This window comes from Streptomyces sp. 3211.6, assembly GCF_003634815.1.
Taxonomy (GTDB): domain Bacteria; phylum Actinomycetota; class Actinomycetes; order Streptomycetales; family Streptomycetaceae; genus Streptomyces; species Streptomyces katrae_A.
The window spans coordinates 1,033,483-1,048,957 of the sequence record NZ_RBXC01000001.1 but is presented as its reverse complement, the minus strand read 5'-3'; the positions used below and the strand labels follow the sequence as shown (position 1 = coordinate 1,048,957).

Sequence of the window (15,475 nt, the reverse complement as noted above, 5' to 3'; positions counted from 1 at the left end):
CCCGGGTTTCGTCCCGCGTACGCTCTGCGACGTGCCCCGATCCCGCCTCCACCGCGTCGCCGTCCTCGTCCTCGAAGGCGCCAAACCGCTCGACGTCGGGATCCCCGCGCAGGTCTTCAGCACCCGCGCGAGCATGCCGTACGAGGTCCGGGTGTGCGGGGCGGCCCCCGGGCTGGTCACCGGTGGCGACGGCCTGTCCTACCACGTCTCCCACGGCCTGGAGGCGCTCGAATGGGCCGACATCGTCTTCGTCCCCGGCTACCGTTTCCCCGACCGGGACGACCCGCCGCGCGAGGTCGTCGAGGCGCTGACCGCCGCCCACGGCCGGGGCGCCCGCCTCGCCGCGATCTCGACGGGCGCCTTCGCGCTCGCCGCCACCGGGCTGCTCGACGGCAAGCGCGCCACCACCCACTGGCACTACACCCGGGCGCTGACGGCGAAACACCCCCTCGTCCGGCTCGACGAGAACGTGCTGTTCGTTGACGAGGGCAGCGTCCTGACCTCGGCCGGCGCCGCCTCGGGCATCGACCTGTGCCTGCACATCCTGCGCCGCGACCTCGGCGTCGCCGCCGCCAACCACGCGGCCCGGCGTCTGGTGGCGGCCCCGTACCGCAGCGGAGGCCAGGCGCAGTACCTGCCGCGCAGCGTGCCGGAGCCGCTGGGGGAGCGGTTCTCCGCCACCCGTGAATGGGCGCTGCACCGGCTGGGCGAGCCCCTGACCCTCGACGTGCTCGCCCAGCACGCGGCCGTGTCGCCCCGTACCTTCTCGCGGCGCTTCGCCCAGGACACGGGGTACACGCCGATGCAGTGGGTCATGCGGGCCCGGGTCGACGTGGCCCGCGAGCTGCTGGAGCGCTCCGAGCGGAGCGTCGAGCAGATCGCCGCCGACGTGGGCCTGGGCACCGGCGCGAACCTGCGCCAGCACTTCCAGCGGATCCTCGGCACCACCCCCACCGAGTACCGGCGCACCTTCACCCGGGGCGAGTAGCCCGCGCGACGCCGGCCGACGGGTGGGCGAGACGGCGAGATGGCGAGATACTTGCGAACCGTGGCGATCTCGCCACTGTCGTGGGCGGGTGGCGGGAGCGAACCTGGGGACGAACAGAAGGGGACACCGCTCATGACTCGCATCGCCATCAACGGATTCGGCCGCATCGGACGCAACGTGCTGCGCGCGCTGCTCGAACGCGACAGCGACCTGGAGGTCGTGGCCGTCAACGACCTCACGGAGCCGGCCACCCTCGCGCGGCTGCTCGCCTACGACTCCACGGCCGGCCGGCTCGGCCGCCCGGTGACGGTCGACGGCACCACCCTCGTGGTCGACGGCCGGCGCATCGCCGTCCTCGCCGAGCGCGAGCCGGAGCGGCTGCCCTGGGCCGAACTCGGCGTCGACATCGTGCTGGAGGCCACCGGCCGCTTCACCTCCGCCGGGGCCGCCCGCGCCCACATCAAGGCGGGCGCGAAGAAGGTGCTCGTCAGCGCCCCCTCGGACGGCGCGGACGTGACGCTCGCGTACGGCGTGAACACCGGCGCCTACGACCCCGAGCTCCACACCATCGTCTCGAACGCCTCGTGCACGACGAACGCGCTCGCGCCCCTGGCCTCCGTCCTGGACGAACTGGCCGGCATCGAGCACGGGTTCATGACGACCGTGCACGCCTACACCCAGGAGCAGGCTCTCCAGGACGGCCCGCACCGCGACCCGCGCCGGGCCCGCGCCGCCGCCGTGAACATCGTGCCGACCACGACCGGCGCGGCCAAGGCGATCGGCCTCGTGCTCCCCAACCTCGACGGGAAGCTGTCGGGCGACTCGATCCGCGTGCCCGTCCCGGTCGGCTCGATCGTCGAACTGAACACGACGGTCTCCCGGGACGTCACCCGCGACGAGGTGCTGGCGGCCTACCGCGCCGCCGCCGAGGGCCCGCTGGCCGGGGTGCTCGAGTACTCGGAGGACCCGCTGGTGTCCTCCGACATCACCGGCAACCCCGCCTCCTCCATCTTCGACTCGGAGCTCACCCGCGTCGACGGCCGCCACGTCAAGGTGGTCGCCTGGTACGACAACGAGTGGGGCTTCTCGAACCGCGTGATCGACACCCTCACCCTGCTGGCGGGCTGAGACCTCCTGCCCCGGTCCTCCGTCCAGGACCGGGGCAGGTTCACGTCAGGTATGCCGCGCGGCCGTGGCGGCCCGGCTCAGGGCCAGGGCGGCAAGGGCCTCGGGGGCGCCGGCCTGGCCGCGGATGCCGGGGAAGGCGTTGACGTCGACGATGAGGGGCCCGTCGCCGGTCGCGATGACGTCCACCCCGTACACGTCCAGCCCGAAGACCTCGCCCACGCGCAGGGCCAGCGCGGCCCAGCCGTCCGGCAGCCGGTCCGGGCTCCGGGCCGGCTCCTCGCCGCGGACGGCGAGTTCGGAGCGGCGCAGGCCGGCGAAGACCTCGTCCCCGACCACCCACAGCTTGTGGTCCCAGCCGTCGTTCGGTGCGAACGCCTGCGTGATCACCGGCTCCCCGCCCCAGCGCGGTTCCAGCTCCCGCAGCGCTCCGGGGCCGTCGAGGCGGACCACCAGGTCGTCCTTGCGGCTGCGCCGGCTCTTGGCCACCAGCGGCCACCCCAGGTCCGCGGCGGACCCGAGGAGCGACAGGGAGGCGAAGGTGCGGGTGGCCGCGAACGGGAGCCCGGCCCCCCGGGCCAGTTCGGCCATGCCGGTGCGGTCCTGGCAGCGCTCGGTGGCGGCGGCGGAGTTCAGCACCGGCGCGCCCGCGTCCTCCAGCGCGCGGGCGAGTTCCAGCGCCGCCGGGGTCCGGGCCTTGAGCAGGTACACGTCGGCGGTCGCTGCGGGGGCCGCGGCGGCGCCCGCCCCGGGGTGCAGCACCTCCACCTCGTGCCGTCCGCCGAGCAGTGCGGCGGTGGCCGCCAGCAGCGGGTGCCCGGGGTCCGGGGTGATCAGGCCGATCCTCACGCGCCGTCCCCCGCCCGCGCCGACGCCTGCGCCGGGATGGCCACCGGCAGGGAGTACGGCCGGGCCGGCGGGCACAGCGGCGCGGACGCCCGGCCGCCGCCCGCGCGGGCCAGGTCCAGGACGGCTCCCGCCACCCGGGCCGCCGCGTCCGGAACCTGCCGGAAGCTCGGGAAGTCGTTGACGTCGACCACGACCGGCCCGTCGGGGCCCAGCAGCACGTCCACCCCGTACAGGTCCAGCCCGTACACCTCGCCCACCCGGGCGGCGATCCCCGCGACCTCGGCCGGCAGCGGCACCCGGCGCTCGCGGACGGCGGCGTCGGGGTGCAGGGGGGAGCAGCGCTCGGTGGCGTGCAGCTCCCCGTTCACGCAGTACACCTTGATGTCGGTCCCGGGGTTCGGGACGTAGGGCTGGGCGATGAGCACGCCCTCGCCCGCGAGTTCGGGGAGCAGCGCCGCGAGCCGGTCCGGCGAGGGCACCAGGTGCACCCCCCGGCCGGAGCTGCCGTCGGCCGGTTTGACCACGAGCGGGTAGCGCTCGTCCGGTATCTCCGCCAGGAGTTCGGGGCGGGCCACCGCGTACGTGGGCGGCAGGGGGAGCCCCCGCGCGCTGCCGAGGGCGGCGGCGAGCGCCTTGTCCCGGACGCCGCGGATCGAGCGGGCGTCGTTGACGGTGGTCACCCCGGCGGCGGCCGCGGCCTCCAGGAGGGTGAGCCCGGGCCCTCCCGAGACGGTCTTGAGCACCCAGGCGTCGTGCGTGCCCGCCCGCACCAGGTCGGTCATGCGCAGCAGTGAGCCGCCGGGCCGCACGACGTCCACCCGGTGGCCCCACGCGGTCAGCTGACGGATCACCTCGTTCGGCATGCCGTCATGCCGGTAGTGCTCCTCCACCAGGAAGCAGAGCCTCATGGATCTTCCCCATATTCGCCGGACGTCCGCCGTCGGTCCCGTCCGGCGAGTTGTGACGTCACAGGATGCCACGGCATAGCCCCGAAACCGCTCCAGAAGCCACCTTAGTGGGCGCTACACAGCGTGATCTTTGTCAGGGGCTTTCCTAAACGATCACCAATCCTCTTATAGTGATGCCTCGTTGCCGCAGGAACCCTCACTTCCGTATACGCCCCTTTCTTGAGGCTCTGATTGATGACGGCGTCGCCCTCTCCCCTCCGCCCCTCCGCGCTCGCCCTGCTGGTCACGGCGGTGGCCGCGGGCACCATCTCCGCGGCGGCGGTGGCCGCGGCACCGTCGGGGGTACGCCTCCCACTGGCCTGGTTCGCCGCCTTCGGCACCCTGCTGCTGGCCCTCGCCGCCTACGCCGTGACCTGGTGGGCACGCACCACCCGGCAGCTGCGCGGCAGCCTGGCCCTCCTCGCCGGGGAAGTCACCACCCGTGACGCGTACATCGCCCGGCTGACCGCCGACGCGGCCCGCGAGAGCGCGGACCTCTCCGCCGAACTCGCCCGGCTCACCGCGGACCACAGCGCCCAGATCGCCCGGCTCACCGCCGGGCACGCGGCCGAGACAGACCGGCTGACGGCGGCCCGCACCGCCGACGCGGCCCGGCTCACCGCCGCCCACGCCGCCGAACTCGACCACCTGGCCGCCGCCCAGCAGGCCACCCGCGAGCGGCTGGGCGAGGAACTGCGGCGCGCCCAGTCGGGCCGGGCCGCCGCCATGGCCGCCGCCGCCAACGCGGCCGGCCGGATGCAGGCCCTGGCCACCGGAATGCTCGCCGACCTGCGCGAGATGGAACACAAGCACGCCGACGAGGAGGTCCTGGGCGACCTCCTGCACCTCGACCACCGCACCGCCCAGGCCGGCCGCCTCGCCGACTCCATCGCCGTCCTCACCGGCGCCCGCTCGGGCCGCCGCTGGGCCAAGCCCATCGTCATGGAGTCGATCCTGCGCGGCGCCATGGGCCGCATCGGCGGCTACCAGCGCGTCCGGCTGCACTCCACCAGCACGGCCGCCGTCGCCGGGCACGCCGCCGAGGGCGTCATGCACGCCCTCGCCGAGCTCCTCGACAACGCCGCGAACTTCTCCCCGCCCACCGCCGAGGTCCACGTCTACGTGGAGGAGGTCCCGGCCGGGATCGTCATCACCGTCGAGGACAGCGGCCTCGTCATGAGCGAGCTCCAGCTGCGCCGCGCCGAACAGGCCGTCGGCGCCGAGACCCTGGACCTCGCCGGGCTCTCCGGCACCCGCCTCGGCCTGGCCGTCGTCGGCCGCCTCGCCCGCAAGCACGGCCTGACCGTCTCCTTCCGCCCCTCCGCGCGCGGCGGCACCGGCGCGCTGATGAGGATCCCGGAGGAGCTGATCAGCCACGCCCCGGCCGAACCCGTCCCGGCCCCGCCGCTCCTCGCGGCCCCGACGGCGGGACCGGCCCCCACCGCCGGACCGGACCGCGCCCTCGCACCGGGCCGCGCCCCCGCAGCGGACCGCGCCCCCGCGCCGGCGGCCCCCGCGCCCGCCCCGCGCCCGGAGGCCGGAGCATCGCCTGGCGGCCCCGCCGGCCCCCACGACCCCGGACACGCCGGCCCGGCCCCGGTCCTCGGCGAGAGCGGACTGCCCCAGCGACGGCGCGGCCGCGCCATGGCCGCCGCCCACCCCGAAGGGCCCGACGCCGCGTCACCGGCGCCCCGCACCCAGAGCGCCCCCACCGGCGCGTCCCGGTCCGCCGCCCGCTTCGGCAGCTTCCGCCAGGCCGTGCGCGACGCGCCGGCGCGGCAGCGGCCCACGAATCCCCCGCACCCGGAAGGCGACACGAGATGACCGGCTCCACCACCGACGAGAAGCTCAGCTGGCTCCTGGAAGGACTCCTGGAGCGCACCCCCGGCGCCCGGCACGCCCTCGTGCTCTCCCGCGACGGCCTCAAGCTGTGCCGCACCCCCGAGCTCTCCGTCGACCAGGCCGACCAGCTCGCCGCCATCGCCGCCGGTATCCAGAGCCTCTCGCACGGAGCCTCCATCGAGTTCGGCGACGGAACCGGCGGAGTCCGCTCCGCCATGGCCGAGTTCTACGGCGGGATCCTCTTCATCGTCGAGGCCGGCGAGGGCGCCCACCTCGCCCTCGTCGCGGCCGAGGACGCCGACGCCGGACTCGTCGGCCACAACATGTCCGAACTGGTGGAGCAGCTGAGCGAGCATCTGACCGCCAGGCCCCGGGGTTGAGCCCCGTCCGGCCGGGCCGGGACGACTCCCCGGACCGGCTCTACACCCTCACCGGCGGCCGCAGCCGCTCCGGCGGCGACGCCCTCGACCTGGTGACCCTCATCGTCGCCGAATGCGACCCCGTCCCCGGGATGCAGTCGGAACACGCGGCCATCCTGCGGATGTGCCGCCACCCCACCGCCGTCGTGGAGGTGGCGGCCGAACTAGGCCTGCCGGTGTCGATCACACGGATCCTGCTCGCCGACCTCCTGGCCGCCGGCCGCGTCAGCGCCCGGCACCCGCGGGCCACGGCGTACCGCCTTCCCGAACCCGAACTCCTGGAGCAGGTGCTCGTTGGACTCCGCAACCTCTGACCCGGGCGCGCCCCGGCAGGCACTCAGCACGACCGCCGACAACGGCCTGAAGATCGTGATCGTGGGCGGCTTCGGCGTCGGCAAGACCACCATGGTCCGCTCGGTCAGCGAGATCCGCCCGCTGAACACCGAGGAGACGATGACCCAGGCCGGCGAGGCCGTCGACCACACCGAGGGCATCGCCAGGAAGACCTCCACCACCGTCGCCTTCGACTTCGGCCGGATCACCCTCGACGCCCGCAACGTGCTCTACCTGTTCGGCGCCCCCGGCCAGGAGCGGTTCTGGTTCCTGTGGGACCGCCTGTTCTCCGGCACCCTCGGCGCGGTCGTCCTCGTCGACACCCGGCGGCTCGCGGACTCCTGGTACGCCATCGACCGCCTCGAACACCACGGCACGCCCTTCGTCGTCGCCTGCAACGACTTCGGCGGGCCCGCCCACACCCCCGACCAGATCCGCACCGCCCTCGACCTGCCGCCCGAGGTCCCGCTGCTGTTGTGCGACGCCCGCTCCCGCGAGTCCAGCAAGCAGGTGCTCATCTCCCTCGTCCAGCACCTCCAGCACCTCCGCAGCCTCCAGCCCCTCTCGTAACAGCCCCCGAGCCTCCGAGCCTCCGAGCCCCCCGAGCCCCCGAGACCAGAGCCCTCCACCGAGGGCCGTCCCCCGCACCCTCCCGGAGCCCCCGCAGTGACCAGCCCCGAGCCCCAGCCCGTCTACCTCGGCGGACCCCGCTTCCAGAGCGACCCCGCCGAGCTCTACCGGGAGATGCGCCGCGACCACGGCGCCGTCGCCCCCGTCGTGCTCGACGGGGACGTCCCGGCCTGGCTGGTCCTCGGCTACCGCGAACTGCACCAGGTCACCAGCGACCCGCTGCTCTTCTCCCGCGACTCCGGCCTGTGGAACCAGTGGGACCGCATCCCCGCGGACTGGCCGCTCCTGCCGATGATCGGCCGCAAGCAGGGCTCCGTCCTCTACACCACCGGCGAACGCCACCGCGAGCGAGCCGCCGTCATCAGCGCGGCCCTCGAATCCGTCGACCCCTTCGAACTCAGGGGCCACGCCGAACGCTTCGCCGACGAGCTGATCGACGGACTCTGCGGCAAGGGCTCCTGCGACATCGTCGGCGAGTACGCCATGCTGCTGCCGCTGCGCGTCCTCGCCCGCATCTACGGCTTCCCCGACGCACAGGGCCCCGGCCTCGTCACCGCCATGAACGACATGATCAACGGCCGGGAGGGGGCCCTGGAGGGCCAGCGCCACCTCGGCGAGTCCATGTACGCGCTGCTCGCCGCCAAGGCCGAGGCCCCCGGCCCCGACGTCGCCTCCCGGATGCTCGCCAACACCGCCGGGTTCACCCTCGTCGAGGTGGCCCAGGACCTGATGGTGATGATGGCCGCCGGACACCAGCCCACCGCCGACTGGATCGGCAACTCGCTGCGCCTGATGCTCACCGACGACCGCTTCGCCGCCTCCCTCGCCGGCGGCCGCCACAGCGTCGGCGAGGCCATGAACGAAGTGCTCTGGGAGGACACCCCGACCCAGAACGTCGCCGGACGCTGGACCACCCGCGACACCAAGCTGGGCGGCCGCACCATCGCCCGCGGCGACCTGGTCCTGCTGGGCCTGGCCGCCGCCAACGGCGACCCGCACGTACGCGCCGACACGGGCGCCCTCACCGGCGGGAACAACGCCTTCTTCTCCTTCGGCCACGGCGAACACCGCTGCCCCTTCCCGGCCCAGGAGGTCGCCGAGGTCATCGCCCGGACCGGCATCGAGGTCCTCCTCGACCGCCTCCCCGACGTCGACCTCGCCGGACCGGCCGCCGAACTGACCCGGCGCCCCTCGCCCTGGCTGCGCGGCCTGACCGCGCTCCCCGTGACCTACACCCCCACCCCCGCGCTTGGAGCCATCCGATGAGCTGCCCGATCGACCACACCGGCGCCGTCCCCGCCGCCGCCCCGATCACCCTCGACCCCCTCGTCACCGACCTCGACGCCGAGAGCGCCGCCCTGCGCGCCGCCGGCCCGCTGGTGCGCGTCGTCCTCCCCGGCGGAGTCGGCGTGTACGCCGTCACCCACCACGCCGAGGCCCGCGCCCTGCTCACCGACCCCCGGGTCGTCAAGGACATCGACGTGTGGGGCGCCTGGCAGCGCGGGGAGATCCCCCTGGACTGGCCGCTGATCGGTCTGGCCAACCCCGGCCGCTCGATGCTCACCGTCGACGGCGACGAGCACCGCCGCCTGCGCGGCCTCGTCGCCCAGGCCCTCACCGCCCGCCGCGTCGAAAGGCTCCGCGCCGGCATCGAGGCCCTCACCACCGAGGCCCTGGACAAGCTGGCGGGCCTGCCCGCGGGGGAGACCGTCGACCTGAAGGCCGCCTTCGCCTACCCGCTGCCGATGAACGTGATCAGCGAGCTGATGGGCGTGGACCCCGCCGAACACCCGCGTCTGAAGGCCCTGTTCGAGAAGTTCTTCTCCACCCAGACCCTTCCCGCGGAAGTCCCGCAGATGATGGCGGACCTCGGCGCCCTCTTCTCCCGGATCGTCGAGTCCAAGCGCGCCAACCCCGGCGACGACCTCACCAGCGCGCTCATCGCGGCCTCCGAGGACGGCGACCACCTGAGCACGGAGGAGATCACCAACACCCTCCAGCTGATGGTCGCCGCCGGCCACGAGACCACCATCAGCCTGATCGTCAACGCCGTCGTCGCCCTGGAGACCCATCCCGAGCAGCGCGCCCTCGTCCTCGCGGGCGAGGTCCCCTGGGAGAACGTCATCGAGGAGACCCTGCGCTGGGCCACCCCCACCTCCCACGTCCTGATCCGCTTCGCCACCGAGGACATCGAGGTCGGGGACCGGATCCTGCCGAAGGGCGAGGGCCTGATCGTCTCCTTCGGCGCCCTCGGCCGCGACGAGGCCCGCCACGGGGAGACGGCGGGCGCCTTCGACGTCACCCGCACGCCCAACCGCCACATCTCCTTCGGCCACGGCCCCCACGTCTGCCCCGGCGCGGCCCTCTCCCGCCTGGAAGCCGGCGTGGCCCTCCCGGCCCTCTACGCCCGCTTCCCGCACCTGTCCCTCGCCGTCCCGCGCGCGCAATTGCGCAACAAGCCGGTCCTGACCCAGAACGACCTCTTCGAACTCCCCGTACGCCTGCACCCCTGACCGGCGGAGGAATATCGAATGGCAGTCGTACCGGAGCCGTTGGTAGGTTGATCGCGTGCCGAAGCTGAATCAGATCATCGCAGTCGAAAAGGGCGTCAAGTCCAAGTCCCTCCAGGAGCTTTCGCAGGCTCACCACGACGTGCAGAAGCCCGCCCTGCTGGCCGGCATCTCGCGGACGTACCAGCCCAAGGACGAGGAGGGCGAGCAGCTGCCGCCCGAGTCCACCCGGGTCCAGGTCAAGGCGGAGGACGTGCTGCGGGCGACGGCCACCACCCTGACCCGCCTGTTCGACGTGACGGCGACCAAGGACTGGGCGAACCGCACCGCGGCCGCCGACGTCGTCGTCGACGGCAACGTGCTGCTCGCCCAGGTGCCGGTGCCCTACCTGCTCTTCCTGGAGAAGCAGCTGACCGACCTGCACACCTTCGTGCGCAAGCTGCCGGTCCTGGACGCCTCGGAGTCCTGGAACCTCGACCCCTCCACGGACTCCTGGAAGACGGAACCCGTGCGCACCATCCGCACCAAGAAGGTGCCGCGCAACCACGTGAAGGCGGAGGCGACGGAGAAGCACCCGGCGCAGGTCGAGGTGTACTACGAGGACGTCGCGGTCGGCTACTGGACCACGGTGAAGTTCTCCGGCGCCCTGCCGGCCCGCCGCGTCAACGAACTCCTCGACCGGGTGGAACGGCTCCAGCAGGCCGTGAAGTTCGCCCGCGAGGAGGCCAACGGCACCGAGGTCACCGACCAGCGGGTCGGGGACGCGGTGTTCGGCTACCTGTTCAGGTAGCCCCCGGAACGCCCCCTGTAGCGCAGGGGGTGCGCGAGAGCGCAAGCTGAAACCGAAGTTGAAGCTGAAACAGGGGCCGGCCCGAGTGCAGCCCCTTGAATCTCAGACTATCGCTCCAGTCTCAGCATTCGCTGCCGAACACCGGATCGACCGAGCAGGGACGATCACCGACGGATGGGGGTTCAAGTCCCTCCTGCGCCTCTGCCATGGCGCGGTAGTTCAAAGGCAGAACACGTCGGCCTCAAGATGATCCCCGCTCTTAAACGCCGCCGGTGTGCGCAATTGGGTGGCACACAGGGGCCCGGGAATTGGACATATTCCCGGGCCCCGTCACCATGTCCGGGCCGGTCGGCGGCACACCGTACGACTTCCCGGTGACGCCGGCTGCGACCGCAGGAGGAGGGGGCCTCCGCCTCCGTGCCGACGAGCCGCGCCCGCCGGCCGCCTAGGCTCCCCGGCATGATCACCAGACGCCGCACCGCGGCCGCCGCAGCCTTACTCGCCCTCCTGCTCCCCGCCCCGCTCCTGGCGGCCTCCGCCGCCTCCGCCGCGCCCGCGGCCGCCGTGGACGCCCGCACCGCCGGGCCCGAACTCCCGGCCCCCACCGGCCGCTACGCCGTCGGCTCGGAGGACCTCCACCTCGTGGACCGCAGCCGCACCGACCCGTGGGCGCACACCGGCCCCCGCGAGCTGATGGTCACCCTGCGCTATCCCGCGCAGCGCGGCACCGGCCGCAACCCGGCGCCCTACATGAGCACCGAGGAGGCCCGGCTGATCCTCGCCGACAAGGGCCTCGACACGATCGTCGACCCCGCCGCCTTCGCCGCCACCCGGGCCCACGCCCGCGTCGGCGCCCGGCCCGTCGACGGCCGCTACCCGCTGATCGTGCTCTCGCCCGGCTTCACCGTCCCGCGCGCCACCCTCACCTCGCTCGCCGAGGACCTGGCCTCCCGGGGCTACGTCGTCGCCGCCGTCGACCACGCCTACGAGAGCGCCGCCACCGCCTTCCCCGGCGGCCGGATCCTGACCTGCCTGGCCTGCGACCAGGCCCAGGGCCCCGGCGGCCGGGAGGCCGTCACCGGCACCCGGGCCAAGGACGTCTCCTTCCTCCTCGACCGGCTCACCGGCCGCCACCCCGCCTGGCGCCACGCCGGCTTGATCGACAGGGGCCGCATCGCCATGGCCGGCCACTCCATCGGCGGCGGCGCCGCCCTCGCGGCCATGGCCGCCGACCAGCGGATTCGCGCGGGCGCCGACATGGACGGCGGCCTGCCCGTGCCCTATCCCGCCGCCGGGACCGGCGGGCGCCCGTTCATGCTGTTCGGTTCGGCCGCCAGCGCCCCCAGCCAGGAAACCGGCGGGAACTGGTCGGGGGCGTGGCCGCACCTCCACGGCTGGAAGCGCTGGATCACCATCGACGGCACCGACCACTTCGGCCCCACCGACTACCCGGTGCTGCGCGACCAGCTCGGCGTGCCCCACCCCGAGGCGCCGCTGCCCGGCGCCCGCACCCTGGAGCTGACCCGGACCTACGTCGCGGCCTTCTTCGACCAGCACCTCAAGGGGCAGCCCCGGCCGGTCCTGGACGGCCCCCGCGCCGACGCCCCCGAGGTCCGCTTCCACAACCCCTGACGACCCGTACGGGGCCCCGCTCCAGCGGGGCCCCGTCCTCACACCGGCACGGACACGAACGTCCGCCCCGACTCGTTCTCCACCAGCACCGCCCTCACGTCCGACGGGTCCACGGCCGCCGAGCCGTCCAGGGCCGCTCCCTTGCCCTCGCCGTGCTCCGCCGTGCCCACGACCCAGCCGCCCGCCGTGGACCGCGTACCGTCCCGGGAGACCACCACCAGGCGGCACCGCTCCCCGGCCGGCACCCCGGTCACCGCCGCCCGCACCCGGACCCACCTGGCCGCCGGGGTCACCTGCACGGTCATCCGCGCCCCGGTGCCCGGATCCGTCGCCGACGCCACCCTGGTCCCGGCCGGCGGCGACGGCGGCGCCGACGCGCTCGGCGACGGCGGCGGGGGCAGCGCGGCCGTACTGCCGGCGTCCCCGCCGAGCCGGGCCCCGGCCCAGAACACGGCCGCCAGCGAGGCGGCCGCCGCCAGTCCCGCCACCGCGCCCCGCCACCGGGTCCGGGCCGCCCGCTCGCCGCGCACCTGCCGCAGGGTCCGCTGGAGCAGCAGGTCGCCGCCCTGCGGGGGCCCGTCGAGGAACGCCTCCTCGGGCACCTCGCCCAGGACGCTCTCCATCTCGCGCAACGCGGCCACCTCCTCCCGGCACCCCGTGCAGTCGCCGACATGCTCCTCGACGCGCCGTACGTCCTCCTCGTCCAGGACACCGAGCACGTACGGTCCGAGCAGCTCCTCCTCGTGCTGCCGCGCGTTCACGCCACCACCTCCCGCAGTCCGCCGGGCTGCTGGGGCGGCCGGCCTGATCGTCTGTTCCCGCCGAACTCCTCGGCGCCGCCGTCCGTGAACACCGCGCGCAGGGCCTTGAGCGCATAGTGCGAGCGCGACTTCACCGTGCCCGCCGGAATGCCCAGGCGGTCGGCGGCCTCGGCCACGCTGTGCTGGCGGTAGTACAACTCCGTGAGCACGTCCCGGTGTTCCGGCGAGAGCCGGTCCAGGGCGCCCAGGACCGTCATCGTGTCCACCACGGAGTCCGCGTGGTCGCCCGCCACGGGGGGAGCGGCCGCCGTACCGGAGACCTCCGGCGGCCGGGCCGCCCGGGCCCGGTACCGGTCGGTGATGATGTTCCGGGCCACCGTGAGCAGCCAGCCGCGCACCGAGCCCTTCCCGTTGACCAGCGCGTCGGAATGCCGCCAGGCCCGGATCAGGGTCTCCTGGACGACGTCCTCGGCGGCGGCCCGGTCGCCGGTGAGCCGCGTGGCGTACGCGAGCAGGGCGTTGCCGTGTTCCTCGTAGACCGCCCTGATCAGAGCCTCGTCGGTCGAGCCCCGCCGCGCGCGGGGCCACAGTGGTCCGGCCATTCACGCTCTCCGTCCGCCTCGTGCCTCCTGGTGCGGTCGGAACACGCCCCGGACGCGGCGGCGGTTCACGTGACCTGCGTCACTCACATCCGGCAGGCGCGGCCCTCGTTGAGGCAGGCGACGACCTCCTCCATCCGCGGGTCCGTCATCACGTTCACGAACATCGCGTGGTCGGTGAGCGGGCTGTGCCGCTGCTCGGGGAAGGAGTCCAGCGCCAGCGGCACCCCCGGCGCCACCGCGTACGCCAGGGAGACCCGCAGCTCGGGCACCGGGAAGGTGCCCTGCGGGCAGACCCCGGAGGCGGCCGGGAACGCCAGGTGGGAGCGGTGGTCCGGGGCGGCGGTGTCCAGGCCGTTCCAGCAGCTGGGGAAGACCAGCGTACGGGTGACCAGCTGGCCCGCCGGACAGCGCGGGTAGCCGGTGGTGGACCGGTCCGGCAGGCCCGAACAGCCCCAGCGGGCCCGGACCCCGGCGCCCCCGCCCGCCGTGTACGCGACGGCGTCGCCGGTGATCGCCCGCAGGAACCGGGGCATCGCCACCACCTCGCTCACGGGGCTCCCCCGGAACTCCACCCGCACCGAGGCCTCCCGCAGGATCTCGCCCGCGTTGCCGTGCCCGGCTGCCCCCTCGTGCGGTCCGCTCCCGGACCGGTCCGTGCGGCGCAGCACCGGCCAGTAGTACACGGAGCGGTCGCCGCCCGTACAGCTCGTCGCGGCGGCGGCCAGCGAGGCGTCGGTGGACAGGGCGTCCGTGGACAGGTTCCCCACGTACGCGTGCGTGTGGTGGGCGCCGGCCCGCACCCCCGGCGAGACCACCAGGTTGTCCTCGTTCCAGTGCCCTTCCTCGTTGCGCCCGCACTCCACCTCCACCGTGCCGGTGGAGGCCCCCGGCCCGGGCGCCGGTCCGGCGGGTCCGGGCGGCACGCGGCGCAGGTCCACGTACGGGCCCGCGACGGAGGCGGGCGCCGCCGCCCGTGAGGCGCCCAGGACCGCGGCGGTGAGTCCGAGGCCGAGCACCAGGCAGGCCAGCAGCAGCGGAAGCCGGTGTACTTTCCCCAAGGGGTTCCCCATGGCGGTCACGGTCGCCGGTGGTTCGTACAACCGTCAACCGGGCGAGCGTACGAGCCGCGCCCCCTTCCCTCGTAGGTCGGGACGGCGGGCGCGAAGCGGCGTACGGGAGTTGGCGCGCGGGGTGCTTGCCCGGCCGGATCCCTGCGGACAGAGTTCTCGGTATGACACCGGACGACCTGCTGCGCGACTTCGCCCGCACCCGGGCCTCCCTCGACGGAGAGGAGGTCGTCTACTGGTGGAGCGGCGACGTCCACTCCTGGGCCCCGGGCGAGCCCTACCGGCGCCTCTTCGGCTTCGAAGGGGTCAACGTCTCCCGGCTCCTGGCCGACGAGGAGGAGGGCGGCTACCGGCTGCTCTCGCGCGAGGCCGCCTTCTACCTCGACCCCGCCACTCGGGAGATCCTGGAGACCTGGCAGGAAAAGCCCGTGGTCCACGTCTGGAACGACCCGGCCAACCTGCGCCTGCGGCCCTTCCCCGTCCCCCGGACCGAACTCGGCGGCCAGGTCTGCTTCAGCCTGGAGATCCCCCTCGCCTACCCCTCCCCGCTGCCGGTCGCGCTCTACCCGCTGAACTCCGCCGACGACACCTACCGGGCCCTGGAGCTCTTCCAGTTCTTCGCCCCCGCCGAGGCCCTCTCAGGCGGGGCGCCGAGCGTCCCGGCGACCATGTCCTGGACGCGGATGTCCCCCTGGCTGCCCTGGATGGAGCAGGGGCAACGCCCTGGCGGCCTCACCTTCCACTGCCGGGGCGTGAAGCTCGGTTCCTACGCCGAGGTCCCCGAGCGCACCCGCGCCTACATCGGCGGCCGGCACCCGGAGTTCGCGCACGCCCCGGAGAAGTGGAGCGAGCCGAACGAGACCAGCTGGACGTACTTCCGCGCCCTCCACCCGCGCGGCAACCCCGAGTAGTCCGCCGGCCGCCCCGGCGGTGGGGGCGGCCGGCCACTCGTTGCGTGCAGATTGCACAGGTGTTTCACA

At 74.1% G+C, this 15,475-nt stretch carries 16 protein-coding genes; 11 read left to right on the top strand and 5 right to left on the bottom strand.

Features of this window, described 5'->3' with window-relative positions:
- Positions 1-31 precede the first annotated feature (31 nt).
- Together BX286_RS04990 and gap are read left to right on the top strand one after the other, a co-directional pair.
- Positions 32-988 (top strand): GlxA family transcriptional regulator, encoded by a 957-nt coding sequence (locus tag BX286_RS04990; RefSeq protein WP_121014623.1) that lies wholly within the window; start codon positions 32-34, stop codon positions 986-988.
- A 132-nt stretch (positions 989-1,120) separates the two neighbouring features.
- Positions 1,121-2,116, top strand: a complete 996-nt coding sequence (gene gap / locus BX286_RS04985) for a type I glyceraldehyde-3-phosphate dehydrogenase (RefSeq protein ID WP_079424128.1) — start codon at positions 1,121-1,123, stop codon at positions 2,114-2,116.
- Positions 2,117-2,161: 45 nt separating this feature from the next.
- Here the strand turns inward: gap and BX286_RS04980 are convergent, their stop codons facing one another.
- Both BX286_RS04980 and BX286_RS04975 read right to left on the bottom strand, forming a co-directional pair.
- Complete coding sequence (locus BX286_RS04980; protein ID WP_121014622.1) at positions 2,162-2,962, bottom strand: RimK family alpha-L-glutamate ligase; 801 nt, start codon at positions 2,960-2,962, stop codon at positions 2,162-2,164.
- Positions 2,959-3,870, bottom strand: a complete 912-nt coding sequence (locus BX286_RS04975; RefSeq protein WP_079424125.1) for a RimK family alpha-L-glutamate ligase — start codon at positions 3,868-3,870, stop codon at positions 2,959-2,961. The genes BX286_RS04980 and BX286_RS04975 overlap by 4 nt, the downstream gene beginning before the upstream one ends.
- Before the next feature lie 234 nt (positions 3,871-4,104).
- On the opposite strand from BX286_RS04975, the gene BX286_RS04970 reads away from it, so the two are divergent.
- From BX286_RS04970 to BX286_RS04935, 8 genes are all read left to right on the top strand, one after another.
- Complete coding sequence (locus BX286_RS04970) at positions 4,105-5,733, top strand: ATP-binding protein (protein ID WP_187344095.1); 1,629 nt, start codon at positions 4,105-4,107, stop codon at positions 5,731-5,733.
- Positions 5,730-6,131 carry a roadblock/LC7 domain-containing protein gene (locus tag BX286_RS04965; RefSeq protein WP_045948273.1) on the top strand — a complete coding sequence of 134 codons (402 nt, stop codon included), beginning with the start codon at positions 5,730-5,732 and terminating at the stop codon, positions 6,129-6,131. The genes BX286_RS04970 and BX286_RS04965 overlap by 4 nt, the downstream gene beginning before the upstream one ends.
- Entirely contained in the window at positions 6,128-6,484 is a 357-nt protein-coding gene (locus BX286_RS04960; protein ID WP_100864736.1) for a DUF742 domain-containing protein, read from the top strand. Before BX286_RS04965 ends, BX286_RS04960 begins: the two co-directional genes overlap by 4 nt.
- On the top strand, positions 6,465-7,073 hold the full coding sequence (locus tag BX286_RS04955) for an ATP/GTP-binding protein (RefSeq protein ID WP_079424120.1): 609 nt from the start codon (positions 6,465-6,467) through the stop codon (positions 7,071-7,073). Before BX286_RS04960 ends, BX286_RS04955 begins: the two co-directional genes overlap by 20 nt.
- Before the next feature lie 96 nt (positions 7,074-7,169).
- Entirely contained in the window at positions 7,170-8,399 is a 1,230-nt protein-coding gene (locus BX286_RS04950; protein WP_079424119.1) for a cytochrome P450, read from the top strand.
- Positions 8,396-9,646, top strand: a complete 1,251-nt coding sequence (locus BX286_RS04945; RefSeq protein WP_121014621.1) for a cytochrome P450 — start codon at positions 8,396-8,398, stop codon at positions 9,644-9,646. The genes BX286_RS04950 and BX286_RS04945 overlap by 4 nt, the downstream gene beginning before the upstream one ends.
- 55 nt (positions 9,647-9,701) lie before the next feature.
- A complete protein-coding gene (locus BX286_RS04940) occupies positions 9,702-10,433 on the top strand; it encodes a hypothetical protein (RefSeq protein WP_045948268.1) in 732 nt (243 codons plus the stop codon).
- 459 nt (positions 10,434-10,892) lie between these two features.
- Positions 10,893-12,065, top strand: a complete 1,173-nt coding sequence (locus tag BX286_RS04935) for an alpha/beta hydrolase (protein ID WP_121014620.1) — start codon at positions 10,893-10,895, stop codon at positions 12,063-12,065.
- A gap of 38 nt (positions 12,066-12,103) precedes the next feature.
- Here the strand turns inward: BX286_RS04935 and BX286_RS04930 are convergent, their stop codons facing one another.
- The 3 genes from BX286_RS04930 to BX286_RS04920 form a co-directional block, all read right to left on the bottom strand.
- Positions 12,104-12,826, bottom strand: coding sequence for a zf-HC2 domain-containing protein (locus BX286_RS04930; RefSeq protein ID WP_079424115.1), 723 nt, complete (start codon positions 12,824-12,826; stop codon positions 12,104-12,106).
- Positions 12,823-13,428 carry a sigma-70 family RNA polymerase sigma factor gene (locus BX286_RS04925; protein WP_100864733.1) on the bottom strand — a complete coding sequence of 202 codons (606 nt, stop codon included), beginning with the start codon at positions 13,426-13,428 and terminating at the stop codon, positions 12,823-12,825. Before BX286_RS04925 ends, BX286_RS04930 begins: the two co-directional genes overlap by 4 nt.
- Before the next feature lie 83 nt (positions 13,429-13,511).
- The gene (locus tag BX286_RS04920; RefSeq protein WP_261993361.1) at positions 13,512-14,486 is read right to left on the bottom strand and encodes a DUF1996 domain-containing protein; all 975 of its coding nucleotides are present in this window, start codon (positions 14,484-14,486) and stop codon (positions 13,512-13,514) included.
- Between the two features lie 173 nt (positions 14,487-14,659).
- Here BX286_RS04920 and BX286_RS04915 point away from each other — a divergent pair, with 173 nt between their 5' ends.
- Entirely contained in the window at positions 14,660-15,406 is a 747-nt protein-coding gene (locus tag BX286_RS04915) for a DUF1838 family protein (protein ID WP_079424112.1), read from the top strand.
- Positions 15,407-15,475: the final 69 nt, after the last annotated feature.